This window comes from Microlunatus sp. M237 (genome assembly GCF_056896895.1).
The window spans coordinates 138,525-161,258 of record NZ_JBXHBL010000003.1 but is presented as its reverse complement, the minus strand read 5'-3'; the positions used below and the strand labels follow the sequence as shown (position 1 = coordinate 161,258).

Sequence of the window (22,734 nt, the reverse complement as noted above, 5' to 3'; positions counted from 1 at the left end):
CCCCACCGCGACACCGCCGCCGCATCCGGGGCCTGGTCGGGGGTGGCAGACTGCCGCCATGGACATATCCTCCGAGGCGGAGTTCGCCGCCGAGCCCAGTGCCGTGTACGCGATGATGACCGACCAGCAGTATCTCGAGCAGGTGTGCGAGGCCAGCCACGCCCAGGAGTACGACGCCTCGGTCGCCGAGCCGACCACCCGCACCAGCCGTACGCTGCCCGCACCCGACGTCGCCGCGCGCTTCACCGGCCCGACCCTGACGGTCGTGGAAGAGGTCACCTGGGGCGAGCCGCAGGCCGACGGGTCCCGGGTCGGCGCGTTGAAGCTGACGGTCCCAGGTCAGCCGCTGACGATGAACGGCACCATGACCATCAGCCCCGGCGGCGCCGGCACCCGGCTGGTGCTGGCCGCGAACCTGAAGGTCGCCATCCCGCTGCTCGGCAAGAAGATGGAGCAGGCTGCGGCACCGGCCATCACCTCGGGCTTTCGCACCCATCAGTCGGTCGGCAACACCTGGCTGAGCCGCTGAGGCGTTCCGCCCACCCGCTCGGTCAGCCCATGTACGGGTAGGCGTGAGCGGTGGGCGGCACCAGGGTCTCCTTGATCGACCGCGGGCTGGTCCAGCGGATCAGGTTCCACATCGAGCCGGCCTTGTCGTTCGTCCCCGATGCCCGCGAACCGCCGAACGGCTGTTGGCCCACCACGGCTCCAGTCGGCTTGTCGTTGAGATAGAAGTTGCCGGCCGTGTTGCGCAGCGCCGTAGCCGCCTGGTTGAGCGCGGCTCGGTCATCGGCCAGGATGGCGCCGGTCAGGGCGTAGGGAGCAGCCTCGTCGACCACGGTGAGGATGTCGGTGAAGTCCGCGTCCTCGTAGACGTGGATGCCCAGCAGCGGGCCGAAGTATTCGGTGGTCAAGGCCTCGTCGCGGGGGTCGTCGGAGCGGATCAACGTCGGCCGGACGTACCAGCCCTCGCGGTCGTCGGTCCGTCCGCCGGCGATGATCTCGGTCGCGGAGGCCGCTTTCGCCCGGGCGATGGCGTCGCGCTGCTTGGCGAAGGAGCGCTGGTCGATCACCGCCGAGCTGAAGTGCGACAGGTCCCGGACGTCGCCGATGCTGAGCGCCTCGGTCTGATCGACCAGGTCGGCGGAGATGGTGTCCCAGACGCTGCGGGCCACGTACGCGCGGGAGGCGGCGGAGCACTTCTGACCCGAATATTCGAAGGCGCCGCGGATGAGCGCCGTGCGGACCACGTCTGGGTCGGCGCTGGGGTGCGCCACGATGAAGTCCTTGCCGCCGGTCTCCCCGACCAGGCGCGGATACCCGCGGTAGCGGGTGACGGCGGCGCCGACGCTTCGCCACAGGTGCTGGAAGGTCGCCGTCGAGCCGGTGAAGTGGATGCCGGCCAGGTCCGGATCGGCCAGCGCCACCTCCGACACCGCGAGGCCATCGCCCGGCAGCAGGTTGATCACACCAGCGGGCAGGCCGGCGGCTTCGAGCAGGTCCATGGTGAAGTGCGCGGAGAACTGCTGGGTCGGGCTCGGCTTCCAGAGCACGGTGTTGCCCATCAACGCCGGAGCACACGGCAGGTTGGCGGCGATGGCGGTGAAGTTGAACGGCGTGATCGCGTAGACGAAGCCCTCCAGCGGGCGATAGTCAGTGCGGTTCCAGACGCCGGGCGAGGAGAGCGGCTGGACGGCGTGGATCTGCCGGGCGAAGGCCACGTTGAACCGGAGGAAGTCGATCAGCTCGCAGGCGGAGTCGATCTCCGCCTGCTGCACCGTCTTGCCCTGACCGAGCATGGTCGCTGCGTTGAGGGTGTCGCGCCACGGCCCGGCCAGCAGCTCGGCGGCGCGGAGGAAGATGGCGGCGCGGTCGTCGAAGGCCATGGCCGACCAGGCCGGTGCCGCCGCGCGGGCCGCAGCGATGGCCTCGGTGGCGTCCGCAGCGGTGGCGGACCGAGCCCGACCCAGGACATGGTGGTGGTCGGACGGCATCGTCACGTCGAACCAGTCCCCGCCCCCCAGCCGTCGGCGGCCGCCGACGGCGGCGGTCAGCTCGAGCGGGTCGGCGCCGGCCAGCTCGGCCAGCCGGGACTCCAGCGAAGCGCGTTCGGCGCTTCCGGGGGCATAGCTGCGGACTGGCTCGTTGATGGGCGTCGGGACATTGGTCATGGCATCCACGCCTGCGAGGCTACTCGCACCCACTGCGGTGACCAGACGTGCGGACCTTGCCGCGGCCGGCGGTCCGGCCGCTCACATGGCCTGAGCCTGAGCCGCCTCCCGCCGTTTCTTGGCCGCCTCGACCGACGCACGCAGGGCCGCGACCAGGTCGACCACCTCGGCCTCCTCGGGCACCGGAGCGTCCTCGGGGAGGTCCACACCGGAGGCCTTGGACTCCACCAGCGTCTCGACCGCTTCACGGTAGGCGTCGGTGAAGTCCTCGGGACGGAAGTCGCCGGCCAGCGCGTGGATGAACGACTCGGCCATGGTCACCTCGGCGTCGGACACGGTCACCGTCTCCGGCGGTGCGGCGAACGCACCGTCACGCAGCTCGTCGGGCCACAGCATGGTGTGCATCAGCAGTACGCCGTCCTTCGGACGGATCAGGGCCAGCGCCTCGCGGGAGCGCAGGGCGACCTTGACCACCGCACACTGCCCGGTCTTGACCAGCGCGTCGCGCAGCAGAACGTACGGCTTGGTGCCCGGCCCTTCAGCTTGGAGGAAGTAGGACTTGGCGAAGTAGGTGGGGTCGACCTCGTCCTCGTCGACGAACTGGACCACCTCGACCGCCTTGGTGGTGGCCAGCGGCAGCTGGTCGAAGTCGGCCTTGTCCAAGATCACCAGACGACCGTCGGCCATCTCGTAGCCCTTGGCGATCTCGGCGAACGGAACCTCTTGGCCGCACTTCTCGCAGACGCGCTTGTATTTGATCCGTCCCCCGTCCTCGGGGTGGACCTGGCGGAAGCTGATGTCCTTCTCCTCGGTGGCCGAGTAGAGCTTGACCGGGATGGTGACCAGGCCGAAGGAGATGGCGCCCTTCCAGATTGAGCGTGGCATGACCCCAGTCTGCCGTATCCGCCCCCTCAGAGGAGGAAGTCGAGCTCCTCGGGGGCATACCAGAGCAGGTCGGCGTCGTCGACCAGCCGGTCCACCTCGGCCAAGGTGAGGGCCTCGGCCACGCCCCGACCGGCGACGATCGCCCGCACCGAGCCGACCGTGGCGCGCACCGGTGGCTCGTCGCTGAACAGGGCGGTCACCTCGCGCCAGTGCAGGGCGCTCACCGTCGCCAGCCCGTACGGGTCGTCCCCGCCGATCTGGACGGCATCCTCGGCGACGTCGGCGGCAACCACCAGCCGGGGACCGCCGGTGTCGAGCGCCAGGGCGGCGACGCCGGCGTAGGTGAGAGCCTGAAACTCCGCGTCCTCGACCAGGGAGTCGTCGAGATCGTGGCTGCGGAGCAGCTCGGCGGTGACCGTGTGGGCGCGAAGCGGGCCAGCCAGCGAGCCCTCGGCCCGCAGCGACCGCGCCTGCTCGGGAGTCAGCGGTACGAAGATCATCCGGCTCATGTGCTCTCCCCCGGGGCTGGCGTTGGCTTCGGGGCAGCCGACTTCTTCGTTGCTGTCTTCTTCGCTGCTGTCTTCTTCGCTGCTGTCTTCTGCGCTGCTGTCTTCTGCGCTGCTGTCTTCTTCGTGGCCGTCTTCTTCGTCGCGGTCTTCTTGGTCGCCGTCTTCTTCGCCGCCGCCTTCTTGCTGGCGGTTGTCGGCGGAGCCGACTTCTTCGCGGCGGCGCCGACGTTCTCCGCCGGAGCGTCCTCCGTCGGGGTGGTCTCCGTCGGGGCGGTCCTCGTCGGGGTGGTCTCCGTCGGGGCGGTCCTCGTCGGGGTGGTCTTCGTCGGGGCGGTCCTCGTCGGGGCGGTCCTCGTCGGGGTGGTCTTCGTCGGAGCCTTCTTCGCGGCGGCCTTCCTCGCGGCGGCCTTCTTCGCCAGGGCGCGACTGGGCGACGGCGATGACGTCCGACGCGGTGTCGGCGCGGACGACGTCGGCTCGACGGGATCGCCCTGCTGGTCCGGCCGCGGTCGGCCGGGGCGACCCGGGACCCGGGTACCGGCCAGGCCACTGGCACCCAGCTCGGCGGCCCGGACAGCCAGCTTGCGGACCGCCGCGCGCTTCTGCGCGGCCGCGCGCTGGGAGGCCTCCATCCGGGCGGCCGACTTGAGGGCGGCCGCGCGCTTGGCGGCCTCGGAGGCCTTGCGGGTCGGCTGCCGCGTCACCGTGCCGCGGCCAGTGGTGTCCAGCAGCTCCTCGAGCGCGTCGCGCAGGCACTGGGCCAGCACGTCGAGATCGCGTACCGCGTCCCGGTCGGCGGTCAGTCCGAAGAACACGGCCCCGTCGTAGGAGGTGACACCGATGGCGAGCAGGTGGCCGGCGCTGAGCGGCAGCACCGGATAGCTGGCCACCATCTGTGACCCGGCGGCGAAGAGCGGGACCTGCGGTCCCGGCACGTTGGTCACCACCAGGTCGTGCTGGCGGCGCACGACCTCGCCGGCGACCCGGACGCCCAGCGCGTGCAAGGTGGTGGGAGCGAACCCCGCGATGTCGGCGAGGGTACGCGCGCCCACCGCCCGCCCGGTGTCCTTGTGCGCTTGGGTTCCGTACGCCACCTGGTGCAGCCGCATCAGCGCGTTCGGCTCGCCGACCGGCAGACTCTGCAGGTGTGGAGCGACCTGGCTGCCCAGCGAGGTGACGCCGCCGTCGTCCTCCGTCACGCTCATCGGCACCAGGGCGCGGACCGAGCTGCCGGGACTGAGCGACTCCCCCCGGGTGAGCAGCCACGACCGCAGCCCGCCGGTGATGACCGCCAGCACCACGTCGTTGATCGTGTGGTCGTGCTCGTCGCGGACCGCCTTGAAGTCAGCCAGGGAGGCGGCCACCGTGGCCACCCGTCGTTGTTCTGAGACCGCACCGGCCAGTGGCGAGTCGGCCGGGGCGCGACCACCGCGCAGGGCCGTGCTGGCCAGCTCGCCGAGGGTGCCACCGAGCCCGCCGACCGCCTCACCGACGGCGACGGCGACCCCGAGCGCACCGGTCAGGGTGCCGCGGACGTTCTCCAGCGCCAGCCCGGGGTCGCGGGCGCCGGCCCACAGGGCACCGGCCAGCAGCTCCACCGAGCCCGGCTCGGGCAGTGGCCGCCAGGTGTCGGTCTGGGCGGGCTGGAGATCGGCGTCCGCGTCGAGCAGCACCTGACCGATGTCGACGGTGTCGATCCCGTCCACCAGGCACAGGTGCGACTTGGCCACCAGCGCGAACCGGGTGTCCTCCAGGCCCTCGACCAGATACATCTCCCACAGGGGGCGGGACCGGTCCAGCCGCCGGGCCATCACCCGGCCGACGAACTCCCGCAGCTGCTCCATCGTGCCCGGCCGCGGCAGTGCCGAGCGGCGGACGTGGAAGGTCAGGTCGAAATCCTCGTCGTCGACCCAGACCGGTCCGGCGAGCCTCGCCGGCATCGACCGGACCCGCTGCCGATAACGGGGCACGAACGCGATCCGCTCCCGGATCAGGCTCACCAGGCGTTCGTAGTCGAACCCGTCCGGGCCGGCGTCGAACACGTCCACGGTGCCGACATGGCCAGGGGTGTGGGTGGTGTCCAGGGCCAGCAGGGACACCTCGAGAGGGGTCAGGCGCTGAGGCATCGGAGCTCCTACCATCCAGACGGACGTCGGTCGAAGGGCACTTCGGCCAGGGCGTATACGGTACTACCCGGCCTCGGACCTGCGGTGTGACCGATCAGACCCGACTGATGGGAACCTGCAGGCATCGTGGTTCGTGGTCGAAGGTTGAGGTCGGGACCGTACCGGATCTCAACTGCGGGTTCGCGCCCGCTGCCGCACCCAGACAGTCTCCGACGAAAGGGCGTCATGCTCCCCTCCCCCCGCCGTCTGCTGGCTACCGCCGTCCTGCTCGGCTCGGCGCTGTCGTTCAGTGCCTGCACCAGTGCCGACGACACCTCACCTGCGGCTCCCCCCGGCTCGTCCGCCCCGGCGTCGCCGAGCACCGCGACCTCGTCCAGCCCCGGGTCGACCAGCCCCGGCTCGACCAGCCCTGACTCGACCAGCCCTGACTCGACCGGCGCCGCTTCGGCCACCCCGTCGCCCAGCGCGTCCGCCGAGACCGACGCGGTGACGATCGACATCACGATCACCGAGGGGCAGGTCAGTCCGAACGGGAAGAAGGTCGACGTCGCCCGCGGCCAGAAGGTGATCTTGAACGTGACCAGCGACGTCGACGACGAGGTGCACGTGCACACCGCCGGCGACGGGATCGAGCTGGAGGTCAAGGCAGGTGTTCCGGCCAGCACCGAGTTCGTCGCCACCGACGCCGGCAGCTTCGAGGTCGAGTCCCACCACCTCGAAAAGATCATCGTCATCTTGAACGTCCGCTGAGAGCATCCCAGCCGTGCGAACCCTGGTGCCGTTGCACGGCATCGCCAGCCGGCACGACCTGCCCCTGCCCTTCTCGTTCGTCGTCGCCGGCGCGGCCGCAGCGCTGGTGGTGTCGTTCGTGGTGCTGTTCGTGGCCTGGCGGCGCCCCCGCTACGCCGAGGTCGGTGGTCTGGCACTGCCGCGGCTGACCGCGGTGGTCGACGCCCCGGCGGTGCGGGTGGCGGCTTCAGCTCTGGTCCTGGCGGTGTACGCCTGGGTGGGACTGGCCATGTTCGCCGGCCAGGACAGGTTGACCAACCCGGTGTTCGGCTTCGTCTACGTGTGGATGTGGGTCGGCCTGGTCCCGCTCTCGCTGCTGCTGGGTCAGGTCTGGCGGGCCACCAACCCCCTGCGTACGCTGCACCGGGGGCTGTGCCTGCTGGCGCGCACCGATCCAGCGGAAGGGCTGCTGCAGCTCTCCCCCCGGGTCGGCTGGTGGCCGGCCGCCTTCGGCCTGTTCGCCTTCGGCTGGCTGGAGCTGGTGCAGCCCGATCGGACGACGCTCGCCGTGCTCCGGGTCTGGGCTCTGGCCTGGCTGGTCGTTCTGATCCTGGGCGCAGTGGTCTTCGGCCGGCGGTGGATCGGGGCCGCCGACCCGTTCGAGGTCTACGCCACCGCCGTCGCCCAACTGTCGCCGTGGCGGCGCGTCGACGGGGTGCTGCGGCTGGTGAACCCGCTGGCCGGTCTCAACGCCTTCCGCCCACCGCCCGGCGCGACCGCGGTGGTGGCGGTGCTGCTCGGCAACACCGCCTACGACAGCTTCGCCAACACCAGCTGGTGGATCCAGACCGTGCAGAGCTCCTCGGTGTCGCCGATCTGGTGGGGCACCGGCGGCCTGCTCGCCATGATCTTGATCGTCATCCTCACCTTCAGCCTGGCCGCGATCTGGATGGCGCGCTACCGCCGCGACCCGGCGGTCCGGGCGTGGAGCCTTCCGGCGAGGATGGCCGGGTCGGTGGTGCCGATCGCCATCGGCTACGCGGTGGCCCACTACGCGACCCTGCTGATCGTCGAGGGGCAGCGGACCGCCATCGCGTTCTCCGACCCCCTGGGCCGGGGGTGGAACGTCTTCGGCTCAGCGGAGATGGGCGTCAACGCGGCCGTCTTCAACCACCCCACCCTGGTGGCCTGGGTGCAGCTCGGGGCGATCGTGCTCGGCCACCTCATCGGCATCGTGGCCGCGCACGAGAAGTCACTGGCGCTGGTCCGACCCGAAGCGGCGCTCCGCGCCCAGTGGCCGATGCTGCTGGTGATGGTCTTCTACACCTGCTCGGGCCTGGTGCTGCTGTTCTCTCCCTGACCGGGCCGTATGTGGGTGGGCAGAGCGACATCCGAAGATCGGAGCAGCAGGTCGGAACTGAATAGCATGTCCGCATGAGCGACGTCCCCCGTACGCCCGAGCTGGACATCACGCTCGACCGCAACTCCTCCGTGCCGCTGTACTACCAGCTGGCTCAGGCCATCGAGCGGGCCATCGGGGACGGCTCGCTGGTCCCCGGTGACCGGTTGGAGAACGAGATCTCGCTCACCCGGCGCCTCGGCCTGTCGCGGCCCACCGCACGCCAGGCGATCCAGGAGCTGGTCAAGAAAGGGCTGCTCGTCCGCAAGCGCGGTGTGGGCACCCAGGTGGTGCACTCGCAGTTCAACCGCGACGAACGGCTCACCAGTCTGTATGAGGACCTGGCCAAAGCGGGCAAGAAGCCAGGCACCCGGCTGCTGTCGTACGAGATCGGCCCGTTGGACCAAGACATCAAGGACTCGATCGACTCCTCGGAGGACACCGACGCGGAGTTCGTGAAGGTGCGGCGCCTGCGGCTGTCCGACGGTGCACCGCTCGCCGTGCTGACCAACTATCTGCCGGTGCGGTTCGGCATCACCGAGGACAGCCTGCGCGACGGCAGCCTCTACGGGCTGCTGCAGGCCGCCGGCGTTCACCTGAAGATCGCCCATCAGCGGATCGGAGCCCGGCTGATGACCGACGAGGAGGCCACCCTGCTGGCGGAGGAAACGCCGGCGGCCTGTCTCACCGTGGCCCGCGTCGCCTACGGCGACACCGGCCAGTTCGTCGAGTTCGGGCGACACATCTACCGCTCGTCCGGCTATTCGATCCAGTCGTTCCTCGTAGTGTGAGTCTCACCGGCACCGTGGGCCGGGGGCTGGTGGTCAGGCGTCGACCACACCTGTCCGGGTGAGAACCGGCGGCTCGGACGACCAGGGGAAGTTGATCCACTGGTCCGTGTAACGCCAGACGAAGTCGGCGTGGATGATCGTGTGCGACTTCTCGTACAGCACCGCGGTGCGGGCCTCGGCCACGTGGCCGGCACAGAACCGGTGCACCAGCTCGAGGGTCTTGCCGGTGTCGGCCACGTCGTCGACGATGAGCACCTTGGCGTCGTCCAGGTCAGCCGCGTTGAGGAACGGTGGCAGCATCACCGGGACGTCCAGCCGTTCGTCCACCCCGGTGTAGAACTCGACACTGATGGTGAACAGGTTCTTGATGTCCAGGGCGTACGCCAGGCCGCCGGCCGGGATCAGTCCGCCCCGCGCGATGCCGAGCAGGATGTCGGGACGATAGCCGGAGTCGGCCACCTGCTGCGCCAGCGCCCGGTTCGCCTGGCCGAACGTCTCCCAGGTCAGGATCTCTCTGTCCATGAACTCCTCCTCCGGCGATGTCAGGCCATTCTGGCCTACGCGTGCGGCCGACGAGCCGGCACCTCTGGTCGCCTGTCCACAGAACCGCAGCGCCTCCTTCTGCCGGCCGCGGACGGCGGCGAGGCTGGTGCTTGCCCCGATCCAGGAGAACCATGACCGCCCGAACCGTCCCGCCCGTCCAGCCCGTCCAGCCCGGCCTGACCAGCTTGCCGGGTCCGTTGTGGGCCCGGCCTGCCGTCGACAGCCGTCCGCCGGCCCAGTGCTGGGTCGGCCAGCCGGGCGAGACCGGTGCGCCGGCCAGCCAGCCGGTGCTTGAGCTGCGCGATCCCGCCTTGTCGCGGCCGGGGTCCGCGGCCGGGCCCCTCCTCGCCCGGCGGACCGGGCGGAGCTGGAGTGTGCAACCGTCGCGAGGACTGCCCGATCCTGGTGCGTGGGCTACCGCGCTGACCTACGCCCTGCTGGAGACGCTGCACGGGCGACGTCCGGTGGGCCAGCTGAACCGCTGGCTGGACCAGCAGGTGCTGGCATCGATCTCGCGGCAGGTCCGCGGGCGACGCCCGCGCGCTGAGCGGAATGTCGCGCCGCCGGTGGTCCGCTCGCTGCGGTGGCAGTGCCCGGCCGAGACCGTGGTGGAGACCGTGGCTCGGGTCGACTGGGACCGGCGCAGTGGGGCGCTGGCACTGCGGCTGGAGGCACAGTCCGGGCGCTGGCTGTGTACGGCCCTTGAGCTGGCCGAGCCGGACGCTGCGGTCCCCCGGCGAGTGACCGCCTCAGCCAGCAGGTGACCGCTCCTCATCGACCAGCGGGTGACCGCCGCCCATATCGGCGGGCGGACTAGCGCCGCCTGGGCGGGCTCAGCCTTGCAGCAGCAGCCAGGACTGCCCGGGCTTGAGGGGAAGGTCCTTACCCGCCGCGTCGGTGAACCGCAACGGGGCCGAGACCGAGGCGCGCGACCAGGTGCCGGTCACCTTCCGGCCGTCGCGGTAGAGAGTGACCTTGCCGGTGCCGACGGTCTCGGACACCACGGAGATCTTGGAAGTGGAGTCGCGGTCTCGGTGGTTCTTCACCGACATGACCACCACATTGTCGGTACGGACCGCCGCATTGCTGTCCCCGTCGATGTTGGCCCGCCCGTTCCAGCTGACGGCGTACCGTCCGTCGCGGTAGGCGAAGCTCGTGGTGTCCCGGCCCACCTTCACCTTCACGGTGCTCATCTTGTCGGCCTTGGTCCACCGGTCGTCTCGGACCGCGAAGCGCAAGCCGATGTCGCGCGCCTTGCCCACCTTGTGATCAGCGGCGATCTTCTTCAGGTCGACCATCACGTTGTGCGGCGCCACCCGACGGCGATCGCGGTCGGAGCGCTCGATCGGCACCAGGGACGCCGAGCGCAGGTTGGCCTGCACCTTCGCGTTGGCGCCGGAGTAGACCAGGCCCGGCTTGCCGAACAACGGCAGCAGTTCCACGTCGGTGTTGCGCGCGCTACGGACGGGGCCGACCCGACCGGGGAAGCTGGTATGGAACACCCCGATCATCCGGGTGATCGACGCCTCCACCTCCTCGACCACCACCAGGTCGGCATCGGTCAGACCGACCTGCGGACGCGCCTCCGCGGTGTTCTCGATCTTCACCGCGAACACCCCGTTGGCCGACTTCTTGCCGCCGGTGAGCGGGTCGGTGGTGATCTCGGGTTCGGGGTCGGCCGCCGTCGGCTTCGGTGTCGGCTTGGTGGCCGGCGCGGGCGACCGGGTCGCCGCGGTGGACGCCGGAGCGGATGGGGCGGCGGTGTCCTCGGAGCCCGAGCGCACCGCCACCGCCACACCGACACCGATGAGCACCACGGCCACGATGACGGCGACGAGGGTGTGGGCCCGTCTCCATACGGGTCTGCTCATGCGGATACCTCAGCTCTACAGTTCGAAGACGCAGGTCAGCCGTTGCGTCGACGACGCACATCAGCCGTTGCGTCGACGACGCACATCAGCCGTTGCGTCGACGACGCACATCAGCCAGTGCGTCGAAGACGCACATCAGCCATTGCGGCCGTGGCACATCTTGAACTTCTTGCCCGAGCCGCACGGGCAGGGCGCGTTACGGCCGACGCCGGCGTACGCGTCTGCCGTGCTGGCCTGCGGCTTGCCGGTCGTCTTCACTGAGCCGTCCTCGCCGGGGGCGGTGTAGGACAGGTTGCGCCCGCCGGACGGGGCGAGTCCCTTGGCCTTGACCTTCGGCCGCACCGACACCGACTCGCGACCGGAGTCGAGGTCCACGTCCACGGCGGCATCGCCGGCGGTCAGCGGGTCCTCGTGCCGGGCCACCAGCTCAGCCAGCTCTTCATCGCTCGGCTCGGCCACGTCCGCGGTGTCGGAGTCCACGGTGTGCACCTCGACCCCGGGTCCGTCCGGGTCGGGACCCGAGGCCACCAGCGGCTTGCGCCGGCCGCGGCCCGCCCTGGTCGCAGTCGCGCCGTTGGCCCCTGCACCGACCTGCACGGCCCGACCGTCGGCGCCGGCGACCACGCCCACCGCCGGGGCCTGCTCCACCTCGACCTCAAGGTGGAACACGAAGCCGACGACCTCCTCCATGAACGCCTCCATCATGGCGTTGAACATGGCCCCGCCCTCGCGCTGATACTCGACCAGCGGGTCGCGCTGGGCCATGGCCCGCAGGCCGATCCCCTCGCGCAGGTAGTCCATCTCGTAGAGGTGCTCGCGCCACTTGCGGTCCAGCACGGTCAGCATCACGCGCCGCTCCAGCTCGCGCATCACCTCCGCGCCGAGCGACTCCTCGCGCTTGTCGTACGCAGCCTGGGCGTCCTGCTTGAACGCCTCCACCAGCTCGGCCTGGTCGAGGTCCTCGCGCTCCTCGTAGTCCTCGCGCTTCAGCGACACGGGATAGAGCGTGTTCACCGTCGTCCACAGCTGCTCGAGGTCCCAGTCCTCGTTGAAGCCCTCGGTGGCGCCGCGCACATACTGCTCGACCACCGTCTCAACGGTGCGCCGCAGCTGCTGCTCCACATCGGCGCCCTCGAGCACCTTGCGCCGGTCGCCGTAGACGGCATGGCGCTGCCGGTTCATCACATCGTCGTACTTGAGGATGTTCTTGCGGGTCTCGAAGTTCTGCGCCTCGACCTGCGACTGGGCGCTGGCGATGGAGGCTGAGACGCGCTTGTTCTCGATCGGCTGGTCGTCGGGCACCTTGAGAGCGTGCAGCACCCACTCGACGATGTCTGACTTGAACAGCCGCATCAGGTCGTCGCCGAGCGAGAGATAGAACCTGCTCTCGCCGGGGTCACCCTGGCGCCCCGACCGGCCACGCAGCTGGTTGTCGATCCGGCGCGACTCGTGCCGCTCCGAGCCGATCACGTAGAGACCGCCGGCTTCGACGACCTCCTCGTGCTCCACCGCGGTCTGCGCCTCGAACTCGGCCAGCAACTGCGGGTATTGCTCCTCGTACTCGTCCGAGCGCTCCACCGGGTCGATGCCTGCGTTGCGCAGCTTCAGGTCGGCCAGGAACTCGGGGTTGCCACCCAAGATGATGTCGGTACCACGGCCGGCCATGTTGGTCGACACCGTGACCGCACCCTTGGCGCCGGCCATCGCCACGATGGCGGCCTCGCGGTCGTGCTGCTTGGCGTTGAGCACCTCGTGCTTGACGCCCGCCTTCTTCAGCAGGCCGGACAGGATCTCCGACTTCGCCACCGACGCGGTGCCGATCAGGACCGGCTGACCCTTCTCGTGCCGCTCAGCCACGTCGGCCACGATGGCGGCGAACTTGGCCTCCTCGGTGCGATAGATCAGGTCTCGCTGGTCCTTGCGGATCATGTCCTTGTTGGTCGGGATCGGCACCACGCCGAGCCCGTAGATCTTCTGGAACTCCGCGGCCTCGGTCATCGCCGTGCCGGTCATCCCCGCGAGCTTGTCGTACATCCGGAAGAAGTTCTGCAAGGTGATGGTGGCCAGCGTCTGATACTCGTCGCGGATCTCCACCTTCTCCTTGGCTTCGATCGCCTGGTGCAGACCCTCGTTGTAGCGGCGGCCGGTGAGCGTACGGCCGGTGTGCTCGTCGACGATCAACACCTCGCCGTCGATGACGACATAGTCCTTGTCCTTGCGGAACAGGTCCTTCGCCTTCAGCGCGTTGTTCAGGTAGGAGATCAGCGGGGTGTTGGCCGACTCGTAGAGGTTGTCGATGCCGAGCCGGTCCTCGACCAGGTCGATGCCGGTCTCCAAGATCGCGACGGTCCGCTTCTTCTCGTCCACCTCGTAGTGCACGTCACGCTGCAGGCGCTCCACCAGCTTGGCCATCTCGGGATACCAGGCGTGGCTGTCCTCGGCCGGGCCGGAGATGATCAACGGGGTCCGGGCCTCGTCCACCAGGATCGAGTCGACCTCGTCGACGATCGCGAAGTGGTGGCCGCGCTGGACGCAGTCCTCGAGGCTGAGCGCCATGTTGTCGCGCAGGTAGTCGAAGCCGAACTCGTTGTTGGTGCCGTAGGTGATGTCGGCGGCGTAGGCCCGGCGGCGCTCGGCCGAGTCCATCTGGGACAAGATGGCCCCGACCTCGAGACCGAGGAAGTGGTGCACCCGGCCCATCTGCTCGGACTGGAACTTGGCCAGATAGTCGTTGACGGTGACGATGTGGACACCGTCGCCGGTCAGCGCATTCAAGTACGACGGCGCGGTCGCGACCAGCGTCTTGCCCTCACCGGTCTTCATCTCGGCGATGTTGCCGAGGTGCAGCGCGGCGCCACCCATGATCTGAACGTCGAAGTGACGCTTGCCCAGCACCCGCGAACTGGCTTCGCGCACTGTCGCGAAGGCCTCCGGCAGCAGCTGCTCGAGCGTCTCGCCCTTCTCCAGCCGGGCCTTGAAGTCGCCGGTCTGGCCGCGGAGCTCCTCGTCGCTCATCGCGACGAAGTCGTCCTCGATGGCGTTGACCCGGTTGGAGATGTCCTTCAGCTGGCGGAGGATCTTGCCTTCGCCGAAGCGAAGCAACTTGTCCATTAAAGCCACGGGATTGCTCTTCTTCCCTCGTCGACGCACGTACGGTTGGTCCCACCTGGGATAACCGGTGAAAAGTAGCGCAGGTTCCTGCGCGAGCCAACCCGTTCACCCCGGGACAGCGCACGTCCCATGGTAGGCCAGTCCACGCGGGCCACGCCTCAGGTGAGCACCCGGGCCGCCGTGGCCCCGCCCACAGCGAGGGTGAGTGCCGGGGCAAGGTCACCGCGTGGGCTGACCGTCACCTCCCCGAGTCCGAGCCAGCCGGCCATGCTGGCCAGCTCCGCCGCCAGGTGCTCGGCCACCTCGCCGGCGCTTCGCTCGCACCGCTGCTCGACCCAGGCCGCATTGACCCGGAGCACCCCGGCGGCCCGGTCAGCCTTGAGGTCGACCCGGGCGACGAACTCCTCCCCCAGCAGGAACGGATAGACGTAGTAGCCGTGCACCCGCTTCGCCTCGGGCACATAGATCTCGATCCGATAGAAGAAGTCGAACAGTGCCTCCAACCGGGCCCGCTCGAACACCACCGAGTCGAACGGTGAGACCAACGCGCGGGCGTCGAGCCGCCGAGGCACCCGGGCCTCGTGCCACAGGTAGGTCGGCCGGCTGTCCCAGCCGCGGACCGTGACCGGCATCAGCTCACCGGACTCGACCAGCTCGGCGATGGCCACCCGCGTTCCTGACGAGCGGGTCCGGAAATAGTCACGCAGACACGGCTCGCTCGCCACCCCGAGTGCCCGTGCCGCCACCCGGACCAGCTCGCGGACCGAGTCCTCAGGCGTCGGCGTCGGCTGGGCCCAGATGGCCGGCGGTATCACCCGCTCGGGCAGGTCATAGACCCGCTCGAACTGACTGTTCCGGTGCGACGACGTGACCTCGCCGGCGTAGAACAGCCACTCCAGCACCGTCTTCACCGACGACCAGTTCCAGCCCCAGCTGCTCCGGTCACGCACCTCGTCGTGCTCGATCTGGCGCGCGCTGATCGGTCCGCGCGTGGCCACCTCCGCGCGGACCCAGGCCACCAGGTCGGGCCGCTCCCGCGCCACCCGTTCCACCTCTGCCCAGACGTCGCGGTAGCCGGCGGCCATCCGGAACCGCAGGTACGGCTGCAGCCGGATGTCGATCAGGCTGGCCGCATGGCCCCAGTACTCGAACAACCGGCGCGGATGCTCCGCCGTGGCTCGCGCCAGCAGCCCGGTGTCGTACGGGCCGAGCCGGGAGTACAGCGGGGTGAGATGGGCCCGGGTGACCACGTTGACCGAGTCGATCTGGAACTGCCCGAGCCGGTTGATCACCGCCTGGACGTCACGCATGCCGACCGGTCGGTCGGGTCGCGCCACGCCGAAGCCCTGCGCCGCGAGAGCGACGCGGCGAGCCTGAGCCAAGGACAGCTGTTCACGAGCCACGCGCGGCAGGCTATCGCCCACCACCGACAACGACACCGGTCACCGGCTCCCGAACCGGCGCCGCGCGGTAGCCGCGCCGGCTCGGGAGTCGTGGCTCAGGCGCCTTGGGCTCAGGCGCCGCTGCCGACCAGCTGCTCCTCGGGCTCCAGCCGGATCACGCCGTAGTCGTAGGCCTTGCGACGGTAGACCACGCTCGGCGTACCGCGTTCGGCGTCGATGAACAGATAGAAGTCATGCCCGACCAGCTCCATCGCGTCCAGGGCCTGGTCCAGGGTCATCGGCACGGCGGTGTGCGTCTTCTCGCGGACGATCAGCGGCCCGTCTCCTTGGACCTCGATGCCGGCCACGGTATGGACCTCGGCCCCGTCGGTCTCCGGCTCCGTCTCGGGCACCGGCGGCGGCAGCTGCGCGGTCGCGTCATGCAACGACGTCGGCGTACGAGAGCCGCGGTGCACCCGGCGGCGGTCGGCGGCCTTGCGCAGCTGAGCCATCAGGCGGTCCAAGGCGATGTCGAAGGCGGCCGGCTTGTCCTCGGCGGCGGCCTCGGCCCGGATCACCGGTCCTTTGCTGCGGACGGTGATCTCCACCCGACTGGCCTGGTTGTGTTGTCGCCTGTTCCGTTCGGCGGAGACCTCCACCTCGACCCGGATCACCCGGTCGTCCAGCTTCTCGAGTCGAGTGATCTTCTCCTCGACATAGCTGCGGAACTGATCCGACACGCTGCAGTGCCGGCTCTTGACGACAACATCCATGTCAACCTCCGTGATGTGTTAGTGGGTTCCTGGCCCGTGTCAGGATGACGCCGCGGTCCTGGGACCGGGCTCGGGGGAAGGGGCCGGAATGAACAAGAAGCCCCTGCCGCGCGAGTCCGTCCGGACGGGCCGGGTCGGACTCTCGGGCAGGAGCTCCATGACCTGACGCTAGCCCTGGTGCTGCCCGAAAGCCAGCCTCCGACGGAGTCCTTGGCACCTTCTTCGGACTCGCACAGGTTCGTCCGCGGCAGCCGTCGGGGCAGCGCCGAGCGCACCTTGCGCCCGCGCCACGGCGGATCGAGAGGTGCCTGGTCGGACCCGTGCGACTAGGTCGTGGACTCGAACGCCGACACGTCGGGCACCAGGGCGTCCAGGGCTGCCCAGAGCTCCTCGGGGATCTCGACGGCGTGCTGCTCCACGCAGTCGGTGACGATCTCGGCTGTCTGGCCGCCCATCACCACCGCACTGACCGCCGGGTGCCGGAGCGGGAACTGCAGCGCGGCGGCTCGAAGGGTGACCCCGTGCTCGGCGCAGGCCTCCTGCATCCGCTGAGCGGCGGTGACCAGCGGCTCGGGGGCGGTTGCGTAGTTGAACTTGGCACCGGGCTTCGGGTCGGCCAGCAGCCCGCTGTTCATCACACCGGCGGCCAGCGCGAAGACGCCCCGCTCCAGGCAGGCGGGCAGCAGCTCGCGCTCCGCTCGCCGGTCGAGCAACGAGTAGCGTCCGGCGATCAGCACGTGGTCGACGTCGGTCTCGGTGACGAACCGGGTCGCGACGTCGGCGTAGTTGGTGCCCACACCGAAGCCGCCGATCGTGCCCTCGGCGCGCATCGCCGCCAGCTCGCCGGCCGCCTCGGTGAGCGCAGCGTCCAGGTAGTCCTCCGGGTCGTGCACCAGGACGAGATCGACCCGGTCCAGGCCCATCCGCGCCAGCGACTCCTCCACCGAGCGCCGGACACCGGCTGCGGAGTAGTCGCGCACCCGGCGCCGATGCGGGGTGTCGACGAAGCCGTCGGCGTCCGCCGGTGCCGACGGGTCATCCACGAGCAACCGGCCGACCTTGGTGGACAGCAGATATTCCTCCCGCGGCTTGTCCTGCAGGAAGCGACCCAGCCGCTCCTCGGACAGCCCGACACCGTAGTGCGGGGCGGTGTCGAAGGCGCGGACGCCCAGTTCCCAGGCACGTTCCAAGGCGGCGGCGGCCGTGTCGTTCGACACCGGCTCGTAGAGCCCGGCGATGGCTGCGCAGCCCTGAACCAGCCCACGGTCGGCATAGTCGAGAGTCATCAGTTCACCGGCCGTAGTCGCAGGCCCTGCATGCCTCCGTCGACGGGCAGCGCCACCCCGTTGGTGGAGCCCGCCGACGGTCCCGCGAGGTAGGCGATGGCCGCCGCGACCTCTTCGGGCGCCACCAGCCGTCCGTGCGGCTGTCGTGCCTCCAGCGCCGTACGCTCTGCCGCCGGGTCGTCGGCCTTGGCCAGCAGCCGGCCGACCCACGGGGTGTCAGCGGTGCCCGGGTTGACGCAGTTGAAGCGGATCCCCTCCCGCACGTGGTCGGCGGCCATGGCCAGGGTCAGCGCCTGGACCGCGCCCTTGGAGGCGGAATAGAGAGCGCGGGCCGGCAGACCCGCGGTGGCGGCGACCGAACAGGTGTTGACCACCGCGGCGGACCGGGACCGGCGCAGGTGCGGCAGCGCCGCGCGCGTCACCCGGACCAGCCCGAGCAGGTTCACGTCCAGCACCCGCTGCCACTCGGCGATGTCGTTGTCCTCCACCGTGCCGATCGCTCCGATGCCGGCGTTGTTGACCACGATGTCCAGCCCACCGAGCTGGTCCACCACCGCGGCGACGGCGCGCACCACCGAGTCGTCGTCGGTCACGTCGACGGGATAGCCGTGCAGCGGCGCGGGCAGGTCCGCGATGGCCCGGCCCAGGTCGAACACGGCAACCTGGGCTCCCTGCTCGGCCAGCAGCACGGCGGTGGTCAGACCGATCCCGCTGGCTCCTCCGGTGACCACGGCGGTCAGACCGGCCAGTGGCGCGTACCCGCCGGACGCGGGCGACTCATTCGACATCGAGCAACTCTCCCTTGAATCATCAGATCTTTGCAGACGATCTTACGGTCGCCGCCACCGTAGCTGCACCGAGGACCCCAATGTCGGCCATAGCGAGAGCTCGAGTCGCCTCGGTCAGGGTGCTTCCGGTGGTCACCACGTCGTCCACGAGCACCACCAGCCGCCCGCCCAGCGCCTCGATCCGACGGGGACTCGTTCGCACGGTGAGCCGTCCGGTCAGGTTGTCGCGCCGTTGCGCCGCCGTCAGCCCGGCTTGGTCCAGCACCCCGCGTCGCTGCACCAGCAGCCGAACCGCTCGGGCCCGGAACCGCTGCCGGAGCCGGTGCGCGGCCCGGGCGGCGAGAGCGCCGCTTGCGTCGAAACCCCGCCGGCGGACCGCCGCGGCCGCCGACGGCACCGGCACCAGCACCAGTGGCGGCAGCACCCCCGCAGCGACGAACAGGTCGGTCTCGCCCGTGCTCCCGACGGCCGCGTCGAGCAGATGGCTGATGGCCGCCGCAAGTCGCTCGGCCAGCACCGCGGTGAGCTGCAGCGCCTGCCGCTCCTTGTGGGCGCTGATCAGGCGGCGATGGAGGTCGTCGTACGCCCCCGCGGTGGCCGTCGGCGGGAAACCGGGCGGACAGGGGTCGGGTCGGGTCAGCCGACACCGTGAGGCGGCCAGCGCCGCGCTGCAGTCCGGGCACAGACCCCACCAGGCCAGGTCGCAGCCCGGGCAGGTCGAACCGAGCAGCAGATCGCCACCGGCCGCCAGCCAGCGGGTTGTTGGCGCGTCGGCGGCAGGCACACCCTAGGGTGGCGCGCCGCGGCTGCCGGCACACCCCGGGACCGGACATCTGTGGACCGACAGTCACCGACGGGGGCCGGGTGGACAGGGCCCGGGTGCACAGGCCCCGGGCCCCCCGGCAGGGCCGTCAGCCGGGGAAGGCCACCGAGCGGAGCTTGCCGACGAACTGCGGCCAGCGCTGGCTGCCGTCGTCGCGCCAGGTCTGACCGCTGCGGCCGACGACGACGATGTTGTTGGAGTTGCGGATGCTGACCGCGACCTCCTCGGCGTCCCACTTCTCTGCCTGTCCCATCGATGAGATCCGGTACGCGTCCTGGCTCACCCGGTAGGGCGTCACCTGGCCGTCCTTGGTGGTGGCACCCAGCACGATCAACGTGGTCGGATCCGACCAGGCGAGGTCGACCAGCCGGGTCAGCGTCTCGGTGCTGCTGATCTGCGTGTCGATCTGGCGCCAGCCGTCGACGCTGACCGTGTCGCCGCGGGTGATCCGCGCGACGCCGAGCTGGGTCTGGGAGCCGACCGTGCGGATCAGCGCGATCCGGACCCCGTCCGGTGAGATCTTGAACGCTGTCACCTCACCTCCGCCGAGGATCGGGGTGTTCACCGCTTTCGCCTTCGCGGCGTCGTGCAGCCACAGCCGCTGTTGGCCCTTCTGGCGACCGATCGCCCACAGCTCGTCGTAGCGGCTGAACTGCGGCCGCAGCAGTCCCGTCACCCCACTCAGCACGGTCGTCACGGCGTCGCCGTTCTGCTCCCGCAACGTCGTGCCACCGTCGGTGACCGCGGCCAGCGTGGTGTTCGAGATCGACACGGCCAGCGAGCTGATGTCGTAGGTGTCAGTGCCCAACGGTCCGGGAGCAGGCTCCACCCCCACGACGTCGGACCGGGTGTCGAAGATCTTGACGCCGTCCGCGGCCACTCCGTAATAGGCCTCCGTCGCGTTGTACGGCACCGGCGCGACCGTGTCGGACAGGTCGTCCAACGAGACGGTGAAGTCCGACGGGTCGGCTCCCGGGATCCGGAACGGCTGCTGGTCGACGGTGAAGAGCACCCGCTGGACCCCGTCGGCCTGCAGCAGCGTGTACAGCACCTGGGCGGCCATCAGCGACCGCTGCTCTCCGTTGAGCGGCACGATCGTGTCGCTCAACGCCACCTCGGCCACGCCGTCGCGCACCGTGACCGCCACCTTGAGGGAGGTCTTGGGCGGAATGGCCGAGGTGACCGCCGGCTTCAGCCAGACGGAGGCCCCGGCCAGCAGCGACTGCATCAGCACCGATGCCTCGTTGACCCGCGGCGGCAGATACACCGGGTCGGGCACCAACGTACGGCCGTTGCCGACGAAGTAGACGTTGTAGGGCCGGTAGAAGTTGGCGAACGAGTACTGCGCGACGAGCAGGCCGTTCGGTGGCGCGCTGATGCGCCACTGGCCGGCCTCCTGGACCAGCCGGAAGTCGACGTCGAGCTTCTGTGCCCGCGCCGTGAACGTACGGCTGCGGTCCAGCGTCCCGACCAGGTCGGCGTTCAGCGACACCGAGTCGGGTCCGGTCGAGGTGGTCGTGCCGGAGTAGATCGAGGTGCTCTCCTCCGGGCTCCACGTCTCGGCCGCGCTGGTGGTCAGGAACTGCTTGGCCACCGCATAGTTCGGCTGGAAGTTCGACATGGCCAGCAGGAAGCCGTCGACGATCTGCTTGGGCTCGTCGCCCGGGCTGGGCGGAGCCACATCGACGTCGACGCACTTGAGGCAGCCCGGCGCCTCGCCGCCGGCCTTGACCACCGGACCGCTGACCGGGACGGAGACGCAGCCGCTCAGCGCCATCATCGCGGTGACGACGAGCAGCGCGACCCACGCCGAGGTGCGGGCGGAAAGAGCCGAGGACCGCCCTCGCCGGCGGCCGGCCGGCAGCCGCCGGGGTCCCTGCGCGCGTGGCGTGGTCATCAAGCTCCTCCACTCTCGCTCGAGCTGCCGACCAGCGGTGGTGCCGGTTCGATGGCGTCGTTCACCGGTGCGGCCGGCAGGACGAGGTCGCGCGGCACCAGTGGCAGCGGGGACTGCTCAAGGATGTCGCCGGCGCGACGGGGCAGCGTCAGCCGGAACTGCGCGCCGAGGCCGGGCCGTCCCCACGCCGTCAGCCAGCCGCCGTGCAGCCGGGCGTCCTCCATCGAGATGGACAGACCGAGCCCGGTGCCTCCCATCGTGCGCGCCCGGGCCGGATCGGCCCGCCAGAACCGGTGGAACACCTGCCGGGCCTGTCCGGCCTCGAAGCCGAGACCGTGGTCGCGGACAGCGATGGCCACGGCGGACTCATCGGCGTCCATCAAGATGTCGATCGGCCGGCCCTCGCTGTGCTCGATCGCGTTGACCAGCAGGTTGCGGACGATCCGCTCGATCCGGCGCGCGTCGACCTCGGCCTTGATGGGTCCCGGCGCATGCACCGTCACCGGCGCTCCGGCCGAGTCGGCGAACCGGGCGTGCGAGGACACCACCCGGTTCACCACATCGCGCAGGTCGACCTCCTCGATCGTCAGCACGGCCGCGCCGGCGTCGAACCGGGAGATCTCCAGCAGGTCGGTCAACAACGACTCGAACCGGTCCAGCTCGGTCTGCAGCAGCTCGGCCGACCGGGCAGCGATCGGGTCGAACTGGTCGCGGCCCTCGTGCAGCACCTCGGCGGCCATCCGGACGGTGGTCAGCGGGGTCCGCAGCTCGTGTGACACGTCGGACACGAACCGCTGCTGCACCCGCGACAGCTCCTCGAGCTGGTTGATCTGCTTCTGCAGCTCGGACGCCATGTAGTTCATCGAGGTCGCCAGCCGGGCCAGGTCGTCCTGACCGCGGACGATCATCCGGTCATCGAGGTTGCCGGAGGCAAGACTTTCCGCCGCGCGGCGGGCTGCCCGGACCGGCGTCACCACCTGCCGACTGACCAGGGCCGCGATCAGGGTCAACATCACCACCAGCAACGCACCGGTGCTGATCACCGAGGTCTGCAGCACGTCGAGGGTCTCCACCTCCTGCTGCAACGGGAAGGCGAGATAGATCTGATAGCGGCCGGTGCCGGGTAGCTCGAGTGATGAGCCGACCGCCAGCCCTTGCACCGGCGGTTGGCCGTCGTCGTAGATGATCAGCGTCGGAGTGACGTACATGTCGCTGCCCGCCGACACCTGATCCCTCAGCGACTGCGGGATGCTGGCGGTGTCGATCCGCCCGGAGCGGATGGTCTGGCCACGCGCAACCAGCACCACCTCATACTCGTCGCCGCCGCCCGGGCGCTTCACCACGTTGGTGGCGAGGTCGGTCAACAGCTCGTCGGGATTCAGACTGATCGACTGGTCCGCGCTGTTCAGCTGTTGCTGCGCGTTGTCCACCACCGCTCGCGCCTGAGTGACCACGGAGCGTTGCTTGCCGTCGAGAACACCGTTCACCGCCTGCTGCATCAGCAGAAAGCCACCCAGCACGAGCACCAGCACCGACGCCAGCAGCACCGACGCGATGACGCGCAACGGCAGCGAGCGCCACCACAGGTTCACCGGGAACTTCCACCACGGTGAGCGGCTGGGGCTGGGGATGGACATCGGGCTTCATCTC

General features: G+C 70.0%; 19 protein-coding genes. 5 read left to right on the top strand and 14 right to left on the bottom strand.

Going from position 1 to position 22,734, the window contains the following annotated elements:
- Positions 1-58 precede the first annotated feature (58 nt).
- Positions 59-529 (top strand): DUF2505 domain-containing protein, encoded by a 471-nt coding sequence (locus AC1XX3_RS11855; protein WP_483321350.1) that lies wholly within the window; start codon positions 59-61, stop codon positions 527-529.
- A 22-nt stretch (positions 530-551) separates the two neighbouring features.
- Here the strand turns inward: AC1XX3_RS11855 and pruA are convergent, their stop codons facing one another.
- The 4 genes from pruA to AC1XX3_RS11835 form a co-directional block, all read right to left on the bottom strand.
- Positions 552-2,171 carry an L-glutamate gamma-semialdehyde dehydrogenase gene (gene pruA / locus AC1XX3_RS11850; RefSeq protein WP_483322091.1) on the bottom strand — a complete coding sequence of 540 codons (1,620 nt, stop codon included), beginning with the start codon at positions 2,169-2,171 and terminating at the stop codon, positions 552-554.
- An 81-nt stretch (positions 2,172-2,252) separates the two neighbouring features.
- On the bottom strand, positions 2,253-3,056 hold the full coding sequence (gene ku, locus AC1XX3_RS11845) for a non-homologous end joining protein Ku (RefSeq protein ID WP_483321349.1): 804 nt from the start codon (positions 3,054-3,056) through the stop codon (positions 2,253-2,255).
- A 26-nt stretch (positions 3,057-3,082) separates the two neighbouring features.
- Positions 3,083-3,565 carry a DUF6912 family protein gene (locus tag AC1XX3_RS11840; RefSeq protein ID WP_483321348.1) on the bottom strand — a complete coding sequence of 161 codons (483 nt, stop codon included), beginning with the start codon at positions 3,563-3,565 and terminating at the stop codon, positions 3,083-3,085.
- Positions 3,562-5,691 carry a WS/DGAT/MGAT family O-acyltransferase gene (locus tag AC1XX3_RS11835; RefSeq protein ID WP_483321347.1) on the bottom strand — a complete coding sequence of 710 codons (2,130 nt, stop codon included), beginning with the start codon at positions 5,689-5,691 and terminating at the stop codon, positions 3,562-3,564. Before AC1XX3_RS11835 ends, AC1XX3_RS11840 begins: the two co-directional genes overlap by 4 nt.
- A 225-nt stretch (positions 5,692-5,916) precedes the next feature.
- On the opposite strand from AC1XX3_RS11835, the gene AC1XX3_RS11830 reads away from it, so the two are divergent.
- From AC1XX3_RS11830 to AC1XX3_RS11820, 3 genes are all read left to right on the top strand, one after another.
- Positions 5,917-6,441, top strand: a complete 525-nt coding sequence (locus AC1XX3_RS11830) for a hypothetical protein (protein WP_483321346.1) — start codon at positions 5,917-5,919, stop codon at positions 6,439-6,441.
- Between the two features lie 13 nt (positions 6,442-6,454).
- Complete coding sequence (locus AC1XX3_RS11825; protein WP_483321345.1) at positions 6,455-7,780, top strand: hypothetical protein; 1,326 nt, start codon at positions 6,455-6,457, stop codon at positions 7,778-7,780.
- Positions 7,781-7,854: 74 nt separating this feature from the next.
- On the top strand, positions 7,855-8,610 hold the full coding sequence (locus AC1XX3_RS11820; protein ID WP_483321344.1) for a GntR family transcriptional regulator: 756 nt from the start codon (positions 7,855-7,857) through the stop codon (positions 8,608-8,610).
- Between the two features lie 33 nt (positions 8,611-8,643).
- Here the strand turns inward: AC1XX3_RS11820 and AC1XX3_RS11815 are convergent, their stop codons facing one another.
- A complete protein-coding gene (locus tag AC1XX3_RS11815) occupies positions 8,644-9,132 on the bottom strand; it encodes a phosphoribosyltransferase (RefSeq protein WP_483321343.1) in 489 nt (162 codons plus the stop codon).
- A 152-nt stretch (positions 9,133-9,284) separates the two neighbouring features.
- Between AC1XX3_RS11815 and AC1XX3_RS11810 the strand changes: the two genes are divergently transcribed.
- On the top strand, positions 9,285-9,917 hold the full coding sequence (locus AC1XX3_RS11810) for an Rv3235 family protein (RefSeq protein WP_483321342.1): 633 nt from the start codon (positions 9,285-9,287) through the stop codon (positions 9,915-9,917).
- Positions 9,918-9,986: 69 nt separating this feature from the next.
- Here AC1XX3_RS11810 and AC1XX3_RS11805 read toward each other — a convergent pair whose 3' ends face one another.
- The 9 genes from AC1XX3_RS11805 to mtrB form a co-directional block, all read right to left on the bottom strand.
- Entirely contained in the window at positions 9,987-11,024 is a 1,038-nt protein-coding gene (locus AC1XX3_RS11805; protein ID WP_483321341.1) for a DUF3048 domain-containing protein, read from the bottom strand.
- Between the two features lie 135 nt (positions 11,025-11,159).
- On the bottom strand, positions 11,160-14,144 hold the full coding sequence (secA, locus tag AC1XX3_RS11800) for a preprotein translocase subunit SecA (RefSeq protein ID WP_483321340.1): 2,985 nt from the start codon (positions 14,142-14,144) through the stop codon (positions 11,160-11,162).
- 149 nt (positions 14,145-14,293) lie between these two features.
- Complete coding sequence (locus tag AC1XX3_RS11795) at positions 14,294-15,538, bottom strand: winged helix-turn-helix domain-containing protein (RefSeq protein ID WP_483321339.1); 1,245 nt, start codon at positions 15,536-15,538, stop codon at positions 14,294-14,296.
- A 110-nt stretch (positions 15,539-15,648) separates the two neighbouring features.
- Positions 15,649-16,290 (bottom strand): ribosome hibernation-promoting factor, HPF/YfiA family, encoded by a 642-nt coding sequence (hpf, locus tag AC1XX3_RS11790; RefSeq protein ID WP_483321338.1) that lies wholly within the window; start codon positions 16,288-16,290, stop codon positions 15,649-15,651.
- Between the two features lie 326 nt (positions 16,291-16,616).
- Complete coding sequence (locus AC1XX3_RS11785; RefSeq protein ID WP_483321337.1) at positions 16,617-17,576, bottom strand: aldo/keto reductase; 960 nt, start codon at positions 17,574-17,576, stop codon at positions 16,617-16,619.
- Positions 17,576-18,364 carry an SDR family NAD(P)-dependent oxidoreductase gene (locus AC1XX3_RS11780; protein WP_483321336.1) on the bottom strand — a complete coding sequence of 263 codons (789 nt, stop codon included), beginning with the start codon at positions 18,362-18,364 and terminating at the stop codon, positions 17,576-17,578. Before AC1XX3_RS11780 ends, AC1XX3_RS11785 begins: the two co-directional genes overlap by 1 nt.
- A gap of 22 nt (positions 18,365-18,386) precedes the next feature.
- Positions 18,387-19,148, bottom strand: a complete 762-nt coding sequence (locus AC1XX3_RS11775; protein ID WP_483321335.1) for a ComF family protein — start codon at positions 19,146-19,148, stop codon at positions 18,387-18,389.
- 127 nt (positions 19,149-19,275) lie between these two features.
- Positions 19,276-21,084, bottom strand: a complete 1,809-nt coding sequence (locus AC1XX3_RS11770; protein WP_483321334.1) for an LpqB family beta-propeller domain-containing protein — start codon at positions 21,082-21,084, stop codon at positions 19,276-19,278.
- Entirely contained in the window at positions 21,084-22,721 is a 1,638-nt protein-coding gene (gene mtrB / locus AC1XX3_RS11765) for an MtrAB system histidine kinase MtrB (RefSeq protein WP_483321333.1), read from the bottom strand. Before mtrB ends, AC1XX3_RS11770 begins: the two co-directional genes overlap by 1 nt.
- Positions 22,722-22,734 lie beyond the last annotated feature (13 nt).